Below are 16,639 nucleotides of genomic sequence, written 5' to 3' on the forward strand. Positions count from 1 at the left end.
GAAAGATTCAGGAAAAGGCAGCCCGGCACCACCCCCAGGCTGCCACCGGACAAGAAAAAGCCCCGACTGGTAGCCTCCCAGCCGGGGCTTTTTCGTTTCATCAGGCAGAAAACAGAAGGATTTTGAAAAATGAATATGCCGCTGGATGTCCGGACCACTCAGGAGGCCCAACCCGTGGACACTATCTCTGACCCGGAGCCGTCACGGCCCGCCGCCACCGCCCTGCCCACGCCCGCGAACCTGCGGTCCGATATTGCGGCACCGGCCTACCTGACCGCGCAGATTGCCCAGCACCGGCAGCAGATCCGCAACATTCTCAATGGTGATGACGATCGCCTGCTGGTGGTGGTTGGTCCCTGTTCGATCCACGACGAGGTGGCTGCCCTGGAGTACGGCGAGAAGCTGGCCGCGCTGGCGGATGAGGTCAGTGACCGCATGCTCATTGTCATGCGGGCCTACCTGGAAAAACCCCGCACTACCGTCGGCTGGAAAGGGCTGCTGTACGACCCGGAACGTACCGGTGAAGGCAACCTGGGCGAGGGGCTGGTCCGATCCCGTCGTCTGATGGTGAACCTGGCACACCTGGGTCTGCCCCTGGCCACCGAGGCCCTGAGCCCCCTGGCCATGGACTACCTGGATGACCTGGTCAGCTGGACCGCCATCGGTGCCCGCACCACCGAATCCCAGATCCACCGGGAGCTGGTCAGTGGCCTGCCCATGCCCACAGGGTTCAAGAATGGTACCGACGGCTCAGTCGGCGTGGCCATCAATGCCATGAAATCAGCGGCCCACGGCCATCACCGGCTGGGTTTCAGTGCCGAGGGTCAGCCGGCCATGATCATCACGGTGGGCAATCCGGATACGCACCTGGTGCTGCGCGGCGGACGGGGCATCACCAACTATGACACGGACAGTATCAACGCCGCCGTCCAGGCCCTTGAGGCCGCCGGCGTCAGCAGCGCTATCATGGTGGACTGCAGCCACGACAATGCCTGCAAACGGCCTGAACGGCAGCCGGACATTGCACGGGAAGTGCTGGCCCAGCGTCTTGCCGGAAATCGCTCCATACGCGGGCTGATGATTGAAAGCTTCCTGGAACACGGTCGTCAGGACGACAGCGAAGAACTGACCTACGGCCTTTCCATCACTGACCCCTGCCTGGGCTGGGCTGAAACTGAAACCCTGCTGCGCTCACTCTGAGCGCTGCCGGGTTGCCCGGTGGGGCTTACTCAGATGGCTGGGAATGGTCACCGGACAGGGTCGAGAAAAGCAGTCGCCCGGCCAGTAGCAGGAGTACCCCGCCCATGAGCCGGTCGAGCCAGTAACCAAACCGGTTGAACACCCGCCGGACCTGGGGCAGGGTGAAAAACAGGGCAACGCCGGCGAACCAGGCGCCCGTCATCACTGCCATATAAAGCCCGTATCCCACCTGGACGCCCACCGGCGTCGCGGGACTGATCACCACCGAGAACAGAGACACGAAGAACAGGGTTGCCTTCGGGTTGAGGGCGTTGGTCAGGAAGCCAAGGCGAAACGCCCCCGGGCCTGACTGGGCACTCACTCCCTGTGTCTCTACATGAACGCCTCCCGCCCTTGACCTGAGACACTGGATGGCAATCCATGTCAGGTACAGTGCACCGATCACCTTCAGCAACGTAAATAAAACAAGGGATTGCTGGATCAGCAGCCCGATACCCAACAGCGAGTAGGTTACGTGCACCAGTATGCCCAGCCCGATACCCACTGCGCTCAGCAGGGCATTGCGCCGGCTCTGGGTCAGGGCCTGGCGCAGCATGACGGCGAAGTCTGGTCCCGGGCTGGCAACGGCCAGCAGGTGCACCAGGGCAACGGTGGCGAATTCGGCCCAAAGCGTGGTCACGGTGGGGTCCCCTTGTTTGAAAAGCAGCGAGGTGAGCAGCATAGAAAGAAATCCGGGGCCTGACCAGTGGGGGAGGCACCGGACCCATGAACCGTCTAACCTTATAACCGTTCATTTCTGAAAAAGGAGGGCACCTGTGGACAAGCGCAAGGTGGATGTTGCGATTCTTGGCGCCGGTACCGCCGGCATGGGGGCCTACCGGGCCGCCCGCAAACACACAGATAACCTGGTGATGATCGAGGCATCTCACTATGGCACCACCTGTGCCAGGGTAGGGTGCATGCCCAGCAAGCTGCTGATTGCGGCTGCCGACGCAGCTCACCATGCCCGTCATGGGGACCTCTTCGGCATTCGCACCGGTGATGTGACCGTGGATGGCGCCGCCGTGATGAAACGGGTCCGGGACGAACGGGACCGCTTTGTCGGCTTCGTGCTGGACGCGGTGGAAAACCTTCCGGAAGATCACCGGGTGCGGGGCCACGCCAGGTTCCTCTCCCCCCACCGGTTGAAGGTAGGTGATGATCTGGAGATCGAGGCAGACCGGGTGGTCATAGCCACCGGCTCGCGACCTAATATTCCGGGTTTCCTGAAAGCGGCAGGAGATCGTCTGGTGGTCAACGACGACCTGTTTGAGTGGGAAGACCTGCCGCAATCCGTGGCAGTGTTCGGGCCCGGTGTTATCGGACTGGAGCTGGGGCAGGCGCTCAGTCGGCTGGGCGTCAGGGTACGAATGTTCGGAGTCGGTGGCGCAGTGGGCCCCATTCAGGACGAGGAAATCCGTCAGTGTGCCCTCGGAATCTTCAATGACGAGTTTCCCCTGGACCCGGATGCGGACACCCGAACCATCGAGCGCACGGACGATGGGGTCGCCATCACCTTTGTCGACCCACACGGTGGTGAAGTGACTGAAACGTTCGACTATGTTCTGGCTGCAACCGGGCGCAAGCCGAACATTGACGGCCTGGATATACAGAATACAGACCTGGAGCTGGATGACCGGGGAACTCCGGTGTTTGATGCCTACACCATGCGCTGTGGTGGCAGCCATATCTTTATCGCCGGTGACGTCAACGCCGCACTGCCGTTGCTGCACGAGGCGGCGGATGAAGGGCGGATCGCGGGTAACAACGCAGGGCAGTATCCGGAGGTGCGGGCCGGGTTACGCCGCGTGCCTCTGTCAGTGGTGTTTACCGATCCGCAGATCGCCACGGTGGGCAAGACCATCCAGCAGGTGAACGAAGACTGCCGGGGCTGTTTTGCGGTGGGTTCCGTTTCCTTCGAGGGCCAGGGGCGAAGCCGCGTGATTGGCAAGAACCGGGGACTTTTGCGGGTCTACGGTGAGCACGGTAGCGGGCTGTTCATGGGCGCCGAGATGTTCGGGCCGGCGGCGGAGCATATCGGCCACCTGCTGGCCTGGGCTGCGCAGCAGAGACTGACAGTCTCCCAGATGCTGGATATGCCTTACTACCACCCTGTGATCGAAGAAGGGCTACGTACGGCGTTGCGTGACTTGAGTCACCAGCTCAGCCTTGGCCCGAGAGAAGACAGTCACTGTCTCGATTGCGGGCCCGGTGGTTGACCGTCACCGGGCTTTTGAGGGTGCGGATTGCGCCTGATCAACCCACCGGTCGGAAACTGGTGGCACCCTTTATCGGACTGGTATTCGCCTGCCGAGCGGTAGTCGCCAACAGGCCGGCTGTAGCCTGCCGGCGCTGCTGCCGGCGAGCCCACAGTTTTTCGTGGAAAAAATAGGCCACGGTGTTGATGGCCGGTTCGACCATGGCGATGAGGCTACCGATCAGAATATCTCCGGTGAGCAGGTATGCCACGGTAAAAGCCACGGTAAAGTGAGTTATCGCAAAGGTCACTGTCTTGAGCAGCGAATCATCACCCTCTTTGTGGTGTTTGTGAACAAACAGTTTCAGGGCACTCATGGTCAACTCCAGAATCCCGGTGGCGTTAGGCTCATTGAAACGCAAGTGAGAAATATTGTTAAGTAAATTACCTCTCTTGAAACCATAGCCACAGTGTATCGACAGTGGCTGATGAGACCGGCTTTCAGGCCTGGAAGTCAGGATGATTGTGAGGCCAGGTTTATGGCATCACCGGTAAAGCATTTACCAGGACTATTGCTGACATTGGCAGGCCTTGCTTTTTTCCGGTGCGCCCGCAGGTTATATTGAGCGCAAGTTGTTAAATCGATCACATCTGGATCAAGGAGTTAGCACTATGGGTACCAATTTTATCGGTCTGGACACCGCCAAGACGGAAAGCCTGGCCTCGGCACTGAACGAGTTGCTGGCCAACTACCAGATCTTCTACATGAACGTGCGCGGATACCACTGGAACATCAAGGGTGAGAACTTCTTCGAGCTGCACGCCAAGTTTGAGGAGCTCTATGACGACCTGCTGCTGAAAATTGATGAGATTGCCGAGCGGGTGCTGACCCTGGGCCATCGTCCGGCCCACGCCTACAGCACCTACATCGAGCTATCCAGCGTACCTGAGCGCAAGGATGTCTCCGATGGCAAGGAAGCGGTAGGTAATATCGTCGACAGTTTCGCCAAGCTGATCGGCAAGCAGCGCGACCTGCTGGCACTGGCCGGCGAAGCGGACGATGAAGGTACGGTGGCTCTGATGAGTGACTATATTTCCCAGCAGGAAAAGACCGTCTGGATGTATCGCAGTTACCTCGGTCAGTAATCAGTCTGACGGCTTCTCGTAACCCCCCTTCTCTGGCGGCCACTGGCCGCCTTTTTTTTCCTGACACAGCCCCCCCCACGCCCGCCTTTGCGAATTCTTCCGAGAACAGGCTTATGTGACAGAGCAAAGTGAAACCGCTCAGTGGCAGTCATCTTTTGGTCAAGCAATCGTCATATCCGTGAAACCACATTGTCATCTCAGGCCGTCAGGCTAAATCGGGTTCATAGTACCCGGTTGCGGAAATGCGCCGCCATTCACTGTTTATTGAATTTGAGGGATATCGACATGCGCCATCTGATGTTCAGTCTTGCTATTACTGGAGCGGCAGTCGCCACCCTGTCAGCGCCCGGTGTTCAGGCCAGTGATGACCTCGCTGATGTTTGTCCGAATCCCATAAGGATGGCCGATACCGGCATTGAGGGAATGGGTCCATTAAAGGAAGCGTTCGGCCCCTTTGCTGATGCCTTCAAGGAAACCACCGGGCTGACGCTGGAAATGTTCAGTCTCAGCAACCGCACGGCAGCAGGCACCGCCCTGCAGTACGATGACGTCGAACTGGTCTTCGCCGGTCCATCCGAGTTTGTACTGTTCGACCGCGACAGTGATATCGAAATTCTCTTTGCCATCGAACGCCCCCACTACGGCAGCAGCTTTTACGTCCCCGCCGACAGCGATATCGAGTCGCTGGCAGACCTGAAGGGTAAGCGGGTTGCGTTGAAGGACACCGGTTCCACCAGTGGTCATATCTTTCCCAGCCAGATGATGGTGGACGCGGGGCTGGATATTAAGCGTGATGTTGAAGTCATCATGGCGGGGGATGCGCGCATTGCCGCTCTGGTCAATGGTGATGTGGCGGCCATGGGCGGCGGCAACCGCGACATCGAGGAAATCGAAGAGATGGACCCGGACGGCGACTATCGCGTTATCGCCTCCAGCGATGTCCTGCCTGGCGACCCGGTGGTCATGCGGGGATCCCTCGACAGCGACTGCAAGACCGCCCTTCGGGAAACCCTCGAGGATAACTCGGACGTTCTGTGGGAGGCTCTTGTTGCCACCGAGCGTAACGAGGACAAGTTCCTGAACCGCGACTCCTCCCTGGGCTTTGATCGGACCGCTGCGGACTATGAGGTCATCAAGCGGGCTTATGAGGCCGCCGGAATCGAACTGTGATCCGGTAACGGCGCTGATGATGATTTGACCGCCACCAGCGGAACCACGGAAAGACGTTGCAGGGACGCAGCCAGTGATCCTGTTAGTAAGCGAGTTTTCATGAAACTGACTGATACGCCTGACCTGCTGCATTGTCCCCGGGAGGTTTGCTGATGGCCGGTATACAGGTCAGAGGACTGCACAAGCACTACGGTGATCTGCACGTGCTGCGCGGCATCGATCTGACGGTCGACAGGGGTGAGAGCGTCATCCTGCTGGGTGCCAACGGTTGTGGCAAATCAACCTTGTTGCGATGCCTGAATGGTCTGACCAGTTACGAGCAAGGCCGCATCACCATGGCGGGGCAGAGCCTCGAAACCTTGAGTCGCCGCCAGTTGCGCCGGCTCCGTTGCAACATCGGTGTGGTGTTTCAGCAGTTCAATCTGGTACAGAACATCAGCGTGCTCCAGAACGTTCTGTACGGCGCTCTCGGACGTCAGCGTTTCGGTCTGCTGAATACCTGGTCCTGCATTGCCAGTGCTAGCCTGCGTCAGCAGGCCATGGCGGCACTGGAACGGGTTGGACTGGCGGAGAAGGCTGCCATGGAGTGTCGTCAGCTGTCGGGAGGACAGCAGCAACGGGTTGCCATCGCGCGCACCCTCATGCAGGACGCGGATATCCTTATCGCCGACGAGCCGGTGGCAAGCCTCGATCCTCGTGCTGGTAGGGAAATCATGGACCTGCTGATGGATGTTGCCAGCGAGCGCCGGATTACCGTTATCTGCACCCTCCATCAGCTTGAGCTCGTGGAGGCCTATGGGGACCGTATTGTAGGCATGAAAGCCGGCACGATTGTGCTGGATCAGCCCCGCGTGCAGGCGTCTTCCCACGCCATACAGAGACTCTACCGTGGTGAGGTTCGTGTCGATCAGGCCCCCTCCCTTCTTGCTTCCTGAAACGCAGTAACCATGGAGCTACCGATGTCATCCGAGCCTGTTCGTCATCTGCCACCGCGACTGCGGATGCCGTCACCCTTTGTCTGGGGAATTACGCTGGCGTTTCTCGCCTTCCTGATTCAGGGCATCATGGCCACAGACCTCACTCTGGAGCGGCTGCTGCGCGGTGCGGTCAATCTGACGCACTTCATTGGCAGGGCGTTCCCACCAAACTTCAGCGACATGGATGTGCTGGCAAGGTCTCTGTTGGAAACCCTCAATATTGCCGTTGTCGGCGTTACCATCGGGGTCATTCTCAGCGTACCCTTTGCCTTGCTGGCGTCCCGTAACACGGCGCCGGCCATCTGGGTGCGTACGCTGGCACGGCTGGCCATTGCGACCATGCGCACCATTCCGGACCTGATCTGGGCGCTCATTTTTGTGGTTGCTGTCGGGCTGGGTCCGCTGGCGGGGGTGTTTGCCATCATGATGGACACCATCGGTTTTGCCGCCCGTTTCTTTTCGGAGCGAATTGAGGAGGTGCATCCCGGACCTTCAGAGGCGCTTACCGCCACCGGGGCTGGGCGGCTGTCTGTCATTGGCGGAGCAATCATGCCGGAGACGCTGGCGTCCATGACCGCGACCAGCCTTTACAGTGTCGAGAAGGCGCTGCGCTCTGCGGTTACCCTGGGCCTGGTGGGTGCCGGCGGCATCGGTGTGGAGCTGGCCGCTGCCATGCGGTTGTTCAACTACGACCGGGCTCTGGCCATTATCCTGCTGATATTGGTGGTGGTAATCGCGTTTGAACAGCTTTCTTCACAGATTCGAAAACGGGTTATCTGACCTGTACCCCCTACGACTTCTCTCAAATATGCTCTTCATTTGCCGTCCCTGGCCAGGTCCTGGCCATGATCCGCTCTTTTTGTTTCAAGCCTTGTTCTGATAATGGTCATTATTTATCCGATTATATGCAATAAAAATGAAATATTTCATTAATAGTAATTAAATATTCTTATGAGTCATTTCTGTTTCCGGGATATGCCGTGTGCGTGAATAAAAAAGTTCATGGATAAGCTGCTCTCTTGCCGCTATGTAATATTATCTTAATAAATATTTTCTAGTATCGGAGCAGGTTAGATAAAACGATTCATATAGCAGGTGCTGTTTTAGTGAAGCTCATATTATTTCCGGTCCTGATGGCAGCGATAACCATCCCGGCACATGTTCAGGCCGAAGTGAACCTGCGACTGGGTGAGGGCGTCAGTCTTCATGCGGTTAACGGTAAGTCCCATTCAAACAAGGGATTTTTGTCCGGAAGCAGCGGCGTCTCTCTGGATAACGGTGTTCATCAGATTGTTGTCGACTATCAGGTCGAAATCGGTCGTACCCGAGACGACAGTGTCATCGAACGTTCAGATTCGTTTGTCATCCTGTTCGAGACAGAAGACAGGGATCTGGTGCTTTCCGCGCCTTCGGTAGGTACTCAGAGAGAGCTTGACGAATTCAATGACAATCCGCTCTGGAAACTGATGGACAAAGGCGGAAATCGCCATGATTTCCAGCTGGATGTTCTTGAGAAAGAGGGTTTCCAGCTGGTTCGTGATTATGAAAGAGAGCTTTCGAGGTTCAATAAGACGGATTCCCCGGCAGCGCTGCATATAAGGCATGCCGGGTCTGATCCTGCCGCACGGAATAATGAATCAATATCTTCCGGTGATACTGCCAATGATCAGCATATGGTCAGGCAGATGCTTCGCTACTGGTATCTGAAAGCCGATGAGAACACAAAAAGTGAAATGAAACGCTGGATTCGTTCCGGTGAATAAATAAACCGACGTACCAAAAAATGGAGTGTTAGCAAATGAAAAAACTTCTTCTGGCCGCTGCTGTATCTGTCGCCGCTGGTTCCGCCAGTGCAGCAACCGTCTATGACGCCAACGGCCTGACCTACAAGGTCAATGGTGACTTCCAGGTTCAGCTGCGCAAGGATATTGGTGATGACACCAACGAATACGTGGACTATGACGACCTGGAGATCAAGAACTACATCGCCTATGACCTCGGTACCGACCTGACAGCGTTTGGTCGCGTTGATTTCGACTTCAAGGATCAGGCCAATGGCAAGGATAACGTTACCCCGCTGGAAGAAGCCTATGTCGGTCTTCGCTACGGTGTAACCTCCTTTTCCGTGGGCAAACAGAACTTCGCTTCTGACGAGTTCGGCGTTGAGGAAGCCTACGAGGCTCCCCTGGATGAGGACCAGTTTGATGCGGTAGGCACCAGTGGTGATGATGCCTTCCGTGTTGATGTGGAGCTGGACCAGGTTTACCTGGTATCCACTTACGAGCTGGAGGCTGAAGGTAAGGGCGGTACCGAAGGTGAATTCTTCGACATCTTTGCCTTCACCGACATTGCCGGGCTGAAACTGGGTGGCGGCTACCAGAAGCACACCCCGCTGGGTGCCGAATCACTGGATACCTGGGGTCTGAGCGCCGGCTACGACTTTGGAATTTTCGGTCTCGCCGCTGATTACAGTGTCACCGACGACGGTAACACCGACCTGGACACCACGCTGTACAACGTGGCCGCTACCTTTGACGTCACCAGCACTACCGGTGTTGCTATCGGTATGCAGAACCAGGAAGAAGATAACTCAGATGACGTAACAGGCTGGTACGCCAACGTAACCTACAAGTTCCCGTCCCAGAAGAACGTCAGCGTCTTTGCAGAGATCGCTGACACAGATGAAGATGATACCGACCTGGGCTACCTCGCCGGTATGCGGGTGAAGTTCTGATTCCGGAGCTTCAACCGGTTTGTGCCTTTTACATCTGACTTGAGTTTGAGTTGACGACGCTTCGCCGGCCCCCTGGGCCGGCTTTTTTGTTTCAGGCAGGGCGCCAATAGGCGGTCTCGCGTCCCGCAGGGGCCGGTGTGGGCAGGTCCAGGGGGGGCACCTGCTGGTGCAGGAACCAGCGCTCGGCCACGACCCTGCGGGTAAACCAGTGTGATCTCATCAGGCTGGCAGCCAGGGGAACCTTGACCCAGTCGGGCACCAGCGCGCCGCCCTCGGGGTTCATGGAACGGGTACCGAAGCGGCGGGCAATGGCCTCGCCGTAGGGTTGCAGGCTGCGGGCGGTCAGATCAGGTTCCGAGCGGATTACATTGGCCGCGATCAGGGCGGATTCCACCGCTGGTCGGATACCTTCACCGCTCTGACCGAACGCCAGGCCGGCCGCGTCCCCGATCAGCATCAGGCCGTCGTCTACCAGCGGGCGTTCGGCGTGGTCGTATAACAGGTAGGCATGGCCTTTGAAACGGCCGGGGAGATCAACGGGAATGCGGCCCTGCTGCTGCATATGGGCGATGAATTTTTCCAGGTGCCGGGACAGGCTGCGCGGGTCTTCCCGCCCCAGGCCTACATTGAGGTGGTTGGCCTTGCGAAAAATCCAGGCGTAACCCCGCAGGTCACGGCAAAACCACAGTTCGGGCCGGTCGCCCCGGGCCTGGCAGACGGACGCCTGCTCCGGGGTCATCTCGAACTCCATCTCCTTGGCGGTCACCACGCTTTCCCGGCTTCCCGGGCCGGCGCCAATATGCTGGGCGACCGGGCAGAAGTGGCCGCCGGCTCCCACCAGTAACGGGGTTTCCCAGCGGTGGTTGATGACCCAGTTGCCATTGGCCTGGTAGATGGAATTGATGGCGGTGTCCAGCGCCTGGTCCGTGCGGGTACGGCTGAGCAGGTAATGGTCGAACTCGGAACGACGTACACCATAGCTGACGGTTTCGCCGTGGTCATTCTCCACGGCCCGGCGGCCCATCATGCCGATGCGGAAGCCGCGAATGGGTTCCAGCACGTGGTCGCGGCCATAGTCGCCCGGGGTGATCTGGAGCGCATCGAACACCGCCGGCGTTACCCAGCCAGCACAACTTTTGTCCCGGGGGAAGCGGGCCTTGTCGATCAGCAGGATTCGTTTGCCGGTATTCTGCAGGGCCCAGGCCAGGGTTGAACCGGCTGGACCACCCCCGACGATAATCAGGTCGTAGTAGTCCATCTCAACGGGCCCCGTGGCATGGCAGACGCAATGTCAGCATGTGGCTGGCTCCAGCTTTATTGTTCTTGGTGTTTTGATGTTGCCTTAACTTTCGTTAACGCTCCAACAGTATAGAAAATGATCGGAATTTGTCACCTGTTTGTTCAGGCCAGGGTCCAGGCTACCGCCAGGCCGGCCGCCAGCGAGACTGCCATGGGGCCTCCCACCAGCAGTCCAAGGCGGCCGGTGCCAATAGAGGCAGCCATCAGGGATTTGACCAGGTTGTTCACCGATGCGGCGATCACAATGCCCAGCACCGCCGTGGCCCCGGCAACATTCTCCAGGGACATGCGGGTCAGCGACAGGGTAATGGCGTCTACATCTGTAATGCCGGATGTCGCCGCCAGCACATAGATGCCCAGATTCCCCAGCCATTCCCTGAGCCATTCCCCCAGCACCAGAATCACCGTGAGCAATACCCCGAACACCAGGGCGGACTTCAGGTCCAGCGGGTTCTGGTTCAGCTCGGGCTGTTCCACACGGATATCGTGCCGGTGGGTGACCCAGATCAGTGCCGCGGCGAGGTACAGGATGACGGCCATGGTGACCACCGGCCAGGTCAGGGCGGGCAGCAAATTACGGTTGATGATGGCGCCATAGATCAGAATGCGCGGGAACATGGTGCCGCAGGCAATCAGAATGCCGGCGCCGTACATGGGAGCGAGCGCGGGGCTGTGCCTGGACTGGCGGGCGAAATGCAGGGTCAGCGCGGTGGACGAGCTCAGGCCGGCGAACAGGCTGGTGAAGAGAATGCCCTTCTCTGTGCCACCGACCCGGATGGCGAAGTACCCCACGAACGACACCGATGCAATCAGTACCACCATCCACCAGATCTCGTAGGGGTTGAGCACATCACCCGGTCCCATGCCCTGGTCCGGTAACAGAGGCAGCATGACTACGGTGATCAACAGCAGTTTCAGGGCCGCGTCCAGCTCGTGGGCCTGCAGTTTGTTCAGGGCACCGTGGATCTCGTCCTTGTTGTCGAGAATCAGCGCGGTAATAACTGCCGCGGCCGCTGCCAGGGCCATGTCTACTGCGACCACCATGGCGCCGAAGCAGAAGGTGAGCAGCAGGCCGATGATGCCAGTAATGCTGTAGTCGCCGGTTTCCGGGGCACGGGCCCGGTAGGACACCAGGGTGACCCCGACAAGTCCCAGCAACATGACCGGGAAGGCCCAGGCTGTCAGGGTCTGGCTGAGCAGGGCGGCGATCGCGCCCAGCAGGCCGGTAAGGGCATGGGTACGGATACCGGCAATACGCTTGCCGGGTGCCCTGGCCCGGGCCTCCCAGCCCCGCTCCAGGCCGATCAGCGCGCCCAGCAGCAGCGCCACCGCCAGTTGAATGGCGATTTCGTTGTTGTTCAGGAAAGAGCTTGCGACATCATCCACGGTGAGCCAGGTCCGGTCTGGTGAAATTGCTTATCGGGATTCCGGGCGGTGCGTGATAGTCTCGGATTATCTGGCCCGGTGTTGGTGCGCCGGGGTGCCCACCCTTCCGTTCTGTGCAAGCATAACGGATGTGAGCGTCTTCCGTGAATCTGGCACCACCGCCTTTGTTCCGTTCTGTTATCGGTCCACGGTATCGTATTGTCCGGAGTATATAGTGACAGCCACCACTTCCCGCATAGCTGAAGCGCTGCGGCGCGTTCCCCGCCAGACCTTCGTGTCATCCGGTGACCTGGAGCCGCAACTGTCCGGCCACAGCATTCCCGGCCGCGCAACGGTCAGGCAGATACTTGAATCCCTGCCTCCACTGCCGCCCCACAGCCGGGTACTGCACATAGGCTCCGGTTCGGGTTACATGGCGGCTGTACTGGCCCGCCTGTTTGATCAGGTGGTGGCGGTTGACCGGGACCCGGCCATGGTAGAACTGGCCGCCCACCATAGCCATGACCTCGCCCTCGACAACCTGACGTTTTGCCACGGCGATGCGGAAGTGGGCCTGGCGTTGTCGGACGGGTTCGACGTCATACTGGTTACCACCTTTCTCGGCTCGACGGACGCGCTGGTGCCGCTGCTGCGGGAGGGTGGATCGCTGTTCTGCCTGGAGTCCGTGCCGGAGAGTCCACCTGCGCTGATTCACTACCAGGTTCGGTCCGGCATCCTGCAGCGGCAGGGCCAGTTGTGCCGGGTGGATTTTCGCCGCAATACCGAAGAGGCACTGATCGACCTGGGACTGCTGCAGGAAGGCGAGGCCGGTTTTCAGGCTCCCGCGGGCACCACACCCCTGCGCCAGGCGCTGAAAAACCCGGCGGTGACCGAACGTGAGGTCTACCGCAAGCTGGCGGCCACCCGGCGGGGGCTGACCCTGGTTGAGCTGGATGCCTTGTTGCCGGACGTGGACCCGGCCCTGTTTGCCCGCTTTTCCCGTTCGTTCCTCGAACACCATCGGCTGATCCCCGTGTATCAACGGGAACGGCAGCTGTTCGTCGCCAGTGACAATCCGGATGCGCACCTGGATGCGATTGCCCACCTGACCGACGCCGGAATTTCCCCGCTCCTGGTCACGCCCACGGACTTCCGCCGGTTATGGTCCCACCTGTCCATTTCGGAGCGGGGCAATGAGGTTTCGGCCGCAGCCCAGGCCCAGGCGGACCGCAGCATGGGCGAGTCCCTTGAGGCCGGCCGCGAGGGTGAGGTTACCCCTTACCTGGTATCACTGTACGAAGGGATTCTGCTGGAGGCCGTGAGCCAGCAGGCCAGCGATATTCATATCGAACGTTACGGAAGGCGGGTACGGGTCAGGCTGAGAATTGACGGGGAGCTTCATGACCTGGACCACTACCGGCTGACGCCGGCCCAGCTGCTGGGCGTGGTCAACGTTATCAAGCTGAGAGCGGAGCTGAATATCGCAGAGCGACGGTTGCCCCAGGGTGGCCGGTCGCGGCTCAGGTTCGGCGATGTCAGCTTCGACCTGCGTGTGCAGACCCAGCCCTCGCTCCACGGGGAACACGTGGTGATCCGGCTGCTGCGTCAGACCGGCCGGGCCATGACCATGCAGGAGCTGGGCATGTCTCCAAAGCTGGCCCGCAAGTACCAGCGGTTACTGGATAATCCGGCGGGCCTGGTGCTGGTGGTTGGCCCCACTGGCTCGGGCAAGTCCACCACACTGTACGCCGGGCTGCAGGAGCTGGCGGATGACGGCCGCCGCAAGGTCATCACCGTGGAAGATCCCATCGAGTACTCCATCGACAATATCCAGCAGACCCGGGTGCGGCCGGAGATTGGTTTCAGTTTTGCCGACGCCATGCGCTCGTTCGTGCGCCAGGATCCGGATGTGATCCTGGTGGGGGAGATCCGCGACCAGGAGACGGCACTGGAGGCGATCCGCGCGTCCCAGACCGGCCATGTGGTGCTCTCCACCCTGCACTGTAATGACAGCGTGGATGCCCTGCAGCGACTCTACGATCTGGGTATTCATCCCAACTCCATCGCCAGTGAGTTGCTGGCGGTGATCGCCCAGCGCCTGGCCAAGCGGATATGCCCGGACTGCCGCCGACCGGCTACCGCGGACCCCACAGTGATGGCGGAGCTGTTCCCGGAAGGGGCGCCGGCGGATTTCCGTTGCTTCGAGGGCGCTGGCTGCCCCCAGTGCAAGGGCCGTGGTACCCGGGGGCGCATCGCGGTGGTGGAGTTCCTCCAGGTGAACCGGGACATCCGCAATGGTATTTCCCTGCAGCCGCCTGTGGGCGAGATGCGCAGCCTGGCCCTGGACGCCGGACTTATCACCATGCGTGACAGCGCCCTGGACCATGTTATTCAGGGCAACATTCCATTGTCGGAGCTTCCCCGTATTCTGCCGGAAGACCGGATGAGCCCGGAGAAGCGGGGAGGGCGTCGCTGACATGAGCAACAAGCGCAAACAGAAACTGCCGGCCGAGCAGGAATTCCATGAAGAACTGGAGCGCCTGCGACAGCAGGACCAGCACCCGGTGCCACCGGGCTGGCGAATGTCACCGGTGGCGGTGGAAACCTTCGTTCAGGGAGATGATGCCCTGGGCATCGCCCGCAAGTTCATCTGTCCGCCAGGGGTCATCAAACGCATTGTGGTTGCCCTTTGCACCAACCGCGGCGCCTTGCTGGTGGGAGAGCCGGGCACGGCCAAGTCCTGGCTGTCGGAACTGATTACCGCCGCCGTCAGTGGCGATTCCTCGCTGATCATCCAGGGCGGTGCGGTAAGCAACATCAGCCAGCTGCTGTACACCTGGAACGAGGCCATCGTCCGCGATCGCGGCCCCTGCGTGGAGGCACTGGTGCCAAGCCCCATGCTGCGGGGTATGCAGCAGGGCCGGTTCGTGCGGTTCGAGGAAATCGCCCGCTGCCCGCAGCCATTGCAGGATTCAGTGCTTGCGCTGCTGTCCGACCGGGTCATTACCATTCCCGAGCTGGAGGGGGAGGGCGGAGTCATCTATGCCAGTGAAGGCTTTAATGTCATCGCCACCTCCAACAGCGTGGATGAAGGGGTGAACCGCATGAGCGCCGCCCTCAAGCGGCGTATGAACTTCGAAACCATCCAGCCCATCAACCGCCTCGGCGATGAGCTGGATGTAGTGGTTCGTGAAACCGACAAGCTCAACCGCAAGGGCGGAATCGACGTCCGGCTCCCGCCGGAAATTACCGAAATGCTGGTGACGGTGTTCCATGAGCTTCGCACAGGGCAATCCCTCAGCGGTCGCAGTACCGACCGGCTCGCCGGAGCGGCAATGTCCACGGCAGAAGCGGTCAACGTAGCCCATGCAGTCTGCGTCAACGCCTTCTATTACAGTGATGGAGTGGTGACCCCGGAGAGCCTGATGCACTTCATTCTTGGCTCGGCCCTCAAGGACCATCCGGAAGACAGGCGCCGCCTGCAACACTACTTTGATACCGAGATTGCCGAGCGCCCCGGCAGCCACTGGCAGTCGCTCTACGCCCACCGGGATCTGATCTGATTCCCGTTGGCCCGCGGGTGCCAGGGAACCTGGCGGGCCGGATCCGGTCACAGCGGCCTCATGGTGAACAATCTCAACCCGCTCCAACCTCGAGGCGCGTATGTCCATTCTGTCCCAGACGGTATCCCTTGGTCCCCTTGGCTTTACCCTTTCCCAGCTGTTGATGGTACTCGCCCTGGTGGTGGCCCTGGCCGTGGGCGCCCTGCTGGGACGCCGGCACCGGGTAGTGGTCAGTGATGCCCTGTTCACCCTGATCCTGGTGGCGTTTGCCGCGGCCCGGGTGGTGTTCATTCTGCGGTACCACGAAAGCTACGACAGCCTGCTCGCCATGATCGACATCCGGGACGGGGGCTTTGATATTACCGCTGGTGTGATTGCGGCCCTGTTATGGCTTTGCTGGCGCAGCTGGCGGAGCCAGCCCCTGCGTCGGCCGCTGGCAGCCGCGGTGTTGTCCGCCGTCGTAGCCTGGGGCGGTCTGAGTGGCCTGATCCTGCTGATGGACAATGAGGCCAGGCCGGTACCCGAGGTGGAGCTGAGCTCCATGGAGCACGATCCCGTCAACCTGCGCGCGTTTCAGGCGGGTGCGGAGCGGCCGATGGTCGTCAACCTCTGGGCGACCTGGTGCCCACCCTGCCGCCGGGAAATGCCGGTGCTGGCCGAGGCCCAGACCGAGCAGGAAGATATCGACTTTGTGTTTGTGAACGTGGGTGAAGAGCCGGAAACCATCAACGACTTCCTCGGCACGGAATCCCTCGCGCTGGACAACATACTGCTGGACCGAAATAACCGCCTGGGCGCCATCACGGGTGCCCATGTGCTGCCAACTACCCTGTTCTACAACGCCGATGGCATGCTGGTGGACAGCCATACCGGTGAACTGTCCCGGGCCACGCTGCGCCAGGGACTGGAAAAGCTGGCCCCCCGGTAACGGCCGGGGCCGGCATCGTGT

The 16,639-nt window shown here is 60.0% G+C and carries 15 protein-coding genes; 11 read left to right on the forward strand and 4 right to left on the reverse strand.

The annotated features are described in order from the left end of the window. Positions 1-129: 129 nt before the first annotated feature. Positions 130-1,200 carry a 3-deoxy-7-phosphoheptulonate synthase gene (locus tag ACESMZ_RS01145; protein ID WP_372972092.1) on the forward strand — a complete coding sequence of 357 codons (1,071 nt, stop codon included), beginning with the start codon at positions 130-132 and terminating at the stop codon, positions 1,198-1,200. Between the two features lie 25 nt (positions 1,201-1,225). Here ACESMZ_RS01145 and ACESMZ_RS01150 read toward each other — a convergent pair whose 3' ends face one another. After that, entirely contained in the window at positions 1,226-1,921 is a 696-nt protein-coding gene (locus tag ACESMZ_RS01150; protein ID WP_372972093.1) for a LysE family translocator, read from the reverse strand. A 94-nt stretch (positions 1,922-2,015) separates the two neighbouring features. On the opposite strand from ACESMZ_RS01150, the gene ACESMZ_RS01155 reads away from it, so the two are divergent. After that, complete coding sequence (locus ACESMZ_RS01155; protein ID WP_372957422.1) at positions 2,016-3,458, forward strand: dihydrolipoyl dehydrogenase; 1,443 nt, start codon at positions 2,016-2,018, stop codon at positions 3,456-3,458. Between the two features lie 37 nt (positions 3,459-3,495). Here ACESMZ_RS01155 and ACESMZ_RS01160 read toward each other — a convergent pair whose 3' ends face one another. Beyond that, positions 3,496-3,813, reverse strand: a complete 318-nt coding sequence (locus ACESMZ_RS01160) for a DUF2061 domain-containing protein (RefSeq protein WP_372957423.1) — start codon at positions 3,811-3,813, stop codon at positions 3,496-3,498. A 295-nt stretch (positions 3,814-4,108) separates the two neighbouring features. Here ACESMZ_RS01160 and ACESMZ_RS01165 point away from each other — a divergent pair, with 295 nt between their 5' ends. The 6 genes from ACESMZ_RS01165 to ACESMZ_RS01190 all read left to right on the forward strand — a co-directional run bounded on the left by ACESMZ_RS01165 (position 4,109) and on the right by ACESMZ_RS01190 (position 9,463). After that, positions 4,109-4,582 carry a Dps family protein gene (locus ACESMZ_RS01165; RefSeq protein WP_372957424.1) on the forward strand — a complete coding sequence of 158 codons (474 nt, stop codon included), beginning with the start codon at positions 4,109-4,111 and terminating at the stop codon, positions 4,580-4,582. A gap of 285 nt (positions 4,583-4,867) precedes the next feature. Beyond that, a complete protein-coding gene (gene phnD / locus ACESMZ_RS01170) occupies positions 4,868-5,752 on the forward strand; it encodes a phosphate/phosphite/phosphonate ABC transporter substrate-binding protein (RefSeq protein WP_372957425.1) in 885 nt (294 codons plus the stop codon). 152 nt (positions 5,753-5,904) lie between these two features. Further along, the gene (phnC, locus tag ACESMZ_RS01175) at positions 5,905-6,687 is read left to right on the forward strand and encodes a phosphonate ABC transporter ATP-binding protein (protein WP_372957426.1); all 783 of its coding nucleotides are present in this window, start codon (positions 5,905-5,907) and stop codon (positions 6,685-6,687) included. Positions 6,688-6,711: 24 nt separating this feature from the next. Then, the gene (gene phnE / locus ACESMZ_RS01180) at positions 6,712-7,509 is read left to right on the forward strand and encodes a phosphonate ABC transporter, permease protein PhnE (protein ID WP_372957427.1); all 798 of its coding nucleotides are present in this window, start codon (positions 6,712-6,714) and stop codon (positions 7,507-7,509) included. Between the two features lie 326 nt (positions 7,510-7,835). Further along, complete coding sequence (locus tag ACESMZ_RS01185; RefSeq protein WP_372957428.1) at positions 7,836-8,492, forward strand: DUF2057 family protein; 657 nt, start codon at positions 7,836-7,838, stop codon at positions 8,490-8,492. A 35-nt stretch (positions 8,493-8,527) separates the two neighbouring features. Further along, entirely contained in the window at positions 8,528-9,463 is a 936-nt protein-coding gene (locus ACESMZ_RS01190) for a porin (protein WP_372957429.1), read from the forward strand. A gap of 91 nt (positions 9,464-9,554) precedes the next feature. On the opposite strand, the gene ACESMZ_RS01195 is transcribed toward ACESMZ_RS01190, so the two are convergent. Continuing rightward, entirely contained in the window at positions 9,555-10,721 is a 1,167-nt protein-coding gene (locus ACESMZ_RS01195; RefSeq protein ID WP_372957430.1) for an NAD(P)/FAD-dependent oxidoreductase, read from the reverse strand. Between the two features lie 143 nt (positions 10,722-10,864). Continuing rightward, the gene (locus ACESMZ_RS01200; protein WP_372957431.1) at positions 10,865-12,148 is read right to left on the reverse strand and encodes an MgtC/SapB family protein; all 1,284 of its coding nucleotides are present in this window, start codon (positions 12,146-12,148) and stop codon (positions 10,865-10,867) included. Positions 12,149-12,362: 214 nt separating this feature from the next. Between ACESMZ_RS01200 and ACESMZ_RS01205 the strand changes: the two genes are divergently transcribed. From ACESMZ_RS01205 to ACESMZ_RS01215, 3 genes are all read left to right on the forward strand, one after another. Next, positions 12,363-14,603 (forward strand): ATPase, T2SS/T4P/T4SS family, encoded by a 2,241-nt coding sequence (locus ACESMZ_RS01205; protein WP_372957432.1) that lies wholly within the window; start codon positions 12,363-12,365, stop codon positions 14,601-14,603. Between the two features lies 1 nt (position 14,604). Then, complete coding sequence (locus tag ACESMZ_RS01210; RefSeq protein ID WP_372957433.1) at positions 14,605-15,690, forward strand: ATP-binding protein; 1,086 nt, start codon at positions 14,605-14,607, stop codon at positions 15,688-15,690. A 100-nt stretch (positions 15,691-15,790) separates the two neighbouring features. After that, positions 15,791-16,618: a prolipoprotein diacylglyceryl transferase family protein gene (locus ACESMZ_RS01215; RefSeq protein ID WP_372957434.1), complete on the forward strand. Its 828-nt coding sequence runs from the start codon at positions 15,791-15,793 to the stop codon at positions 16,616-16,618. Positions 16,619-16,639 lie beyond the last annotated feature (21 nt).

The organism is Marinobacter sp., assembly GCF_041690615.1.
Lineage (GTDB): Bacteria > Pseudomonadota > Gammaproteobacteria > Pseudomonadales > Oleiphilaceae > Marinobacter.